Source organism: Bacillus sp. MUM 116 (genome assembly GCF_001866655.1).
Lineage (GTDB): Bacteria > Bacillota > Bacilli > Bacillales > Cytobacillaceae > Neobacillus.
Window position 1 is genome coordinate 1 of sequence record NZ_MLYR01000052.1, and the last position, 2,730, is coordinate 2,730.

At 52.7% G+C, this 2,730-nt stretch carries 1 rRNA gene; it reads left to right on the forward strand.

The features are described from left to right. Positions 1-2,730, forward strand: a 23S ribosomal RNA gene (locus BIV60_RS13915); the annotation flags it as partial.

Sequence of the window (2,730 nt, forward strand, 5' to 3'; positions counted from 1 at the left end):
TATCTGAATACATAGGATATTGAAGGCAGACCCGGGGAACTGAAACATCTAAGTACCCGGAGGAAGAGAAAGCAAACGCGATTCCCTGAGTAGCGGCGAGCGAAACGGGAACAGCCCAAACCGAAAGGCTTGCCTTTCGGGGTTGTAGGACACTCAACATGGAGTTACAAAGGAACGGGGTAGATGAAGCGATCTGGAAAGGTCCGTCATAGAAGGTAAAAACCCTGTAGTTGAAACTTCGTTCCCTCCTGAGTGGATCCTGAGTACGGCCGGACACGTGAAATCCGGTCGGAAGCAGGGAGGACCATCTCCCAAGGCTAAATACTCCCTAGTGACCGATAGTGAACCAGTACCGTGAGGGAAAGGTGAAAAGCACCCCGGAAGGGGAGTGAAATAGTTCCTGAAACCGTGTGCCTACAAGTAGTTAGAGCCCGTTAATGGGTGATAGCGTGCCTTTTGTAGAATGAACCGGCGAGTTACGATTACATGCAAGGTTAAGTTGATGAGACGGAGCCGCAGCGAAAGCGAGTCTGAATAGGGCGAATGAGTATGTAGTCGTAGACCCGAAACCAGGTGATCTACCCATGTCCAGGGTGAAGTCCAGGTAACACTGGATGGAGGCCCGAACCCACGCACGTTGAAAAGTGCGGGGATGAGGTGTGGGTAGCGGAGAAATTCCAATCGAACTTGGAGATAGCTGGTTCTCTCCGAAATAGCTTTAGGGCTAGCCTCACGAAGTAAGAGTCTTGGAGGTAGAGCACTGTTTGGACTAGGGGCCCTCATCGGGTTACCGAATTCAGACAAACTCCGAATGCCAATGACTTATCCGTGGGAGTCAGACTGCGAGTGATAAGATCCGTAGTCAAAAGGGAAACAGCCCAGACCACCAGCTAAGGTCCCAAAGTATACGTTAAGTGGAAAAGGATGTGGAGTTGCTTAGACAACCAGGATGTTGGCTTAGAAGCAGCCACCATTTAAAGAGTGCGTAATAGCTCACTGGTCGAGTGACTCTGCGCCGAAAATGTACCGGGGCTAAACGTATCACCGAAGCTGTGGGTGGACACCATTAGGTGTCCGCGGTAGGAGAGCGTTCTAAGGGCGTTGAAGCTAGACCGTAAGGACTGGTGGAGCGCTTAGAAGTGAGAATGCCGGTATGAGTAGCGAAAGATGAGTGAGAATCTCATCCACCGAATGCCTAAGGTTTCCTGAGGAAGGCTCGTCCGCTCAGGGTTAGTCGGGACCTAAGCCGAGGCCGAAAGGCGTAGGCGATGGACAACAGGTTGATATTCCTGTACCACCTCTTTATCGTTTGAGTGATGGGGGGACGCAGGAGGATAGGGTAAGCGCACTATTGGATGTGCGTGCAAGCAGTTAGGCTGAGAAGTAGGAAAATCCGCTTCTCGTTCAGGCTGAGCTGTGATGCCGAGGGAATTATAGTACCGAAGTTCCTGATTCCACACTGCCAAGAAAAGCCTCTAGCGAGATAAAAGGTGCCCGTACCGCAAACCGACACAGGTAGGCGAGGAGAGAATCCTAAGGTGAGCGAGAGAACTCTCGTTAAGGAACTCGGCAAAATGACCCCGTAACTTCGGGAGAAGGGGTGCTTTTTGAGGTGAATAGCCTCGAAGAGCCGCAGTGAATAGGCCCAGGCGACTGTTTAGCAAAAACACAGGTCTCTGCGAAGCCGCAAGGCGAAGTATAGGGGCTGACGCCTGCCCGGTGCTGGAAGGTTAAGAGGAGGGGTTAGCGCAAGCGAAGCTCTGAATCGAAGCCCCAGTAAACGGCGGCCGTAACTATAACGGTCCTAAGGTAGCGAAATTCCTTGTCGGGTAAGTTCCGACCCGCACGAAAGGCGTAACGATCTGGGCACTGTCTCAACGAGAGACTCGGTGAAATTATAGTACCTGTGAAGATGCAGGTTACCCGCGACAGGACGGAAAGACCCCATGGAGCTTTACTGTAGCCTGATATTGAATTTTGGTACAGCTTGTACAGGATAGGTAGGAGCCGTAGAAGCCGGAGCGCTAGCTTCGGTGGAGGCGTCGGTGGGATACTACCCTGGCTGTATTGAAATTCTAACCCGCACCCCTTATCGGGGTGGGAGACAGTGTCAGGTGGGCAGTTTGACTGGGGCGGTCGCCTCCTAAAGAGTAACGGAGGCGCCCAAAGGTTCCCTCAGAATGGTTGGAAATCATTCGCAGAGTGTAAAGGCATAAGGGAGCTTGACTGCGAGACCTACAAGTCGAGCAGGGACGAAAGTCGGGCTTAGTGATCCGGTGGTTCCGCATGGAAGGGCCATCGCTCAACGGATAAAAGCTACCCTGGGGATAACAGGCTTATCTCCCCCAAGAGTCCACATCGACGGGGAGGTTTGGCACCTCGATGTCGGCTCATCGCATCCTGGGGCTGTAGTCGGTCCCAAGGGTTGGGCTGTTCGCCCATTAAAGCGGTACGCGAGCTGGGTTCAGAACGTCGTGAGACAGTTCGGTCCCTATCCGTCGTGGGCGCAGGAAATTTGAGAGGAGCTGTCCTTAGTACGAGAGGACCGGGATGGACGCACCGCTGGTGTACCAGTTGTCTTGCCAAAGGCATCGCTGGGTAGCTATGTGCGGACGGGATAAGTGCTGAAAGCATCTAAGCATGAAGCCCCCCTCAAGATGAGATTTCCCATAGCGTCAAGCTAGTAAGATCCCTGAAAGATGATCAGGTTGATAGGTCAGAGGTGGAAGC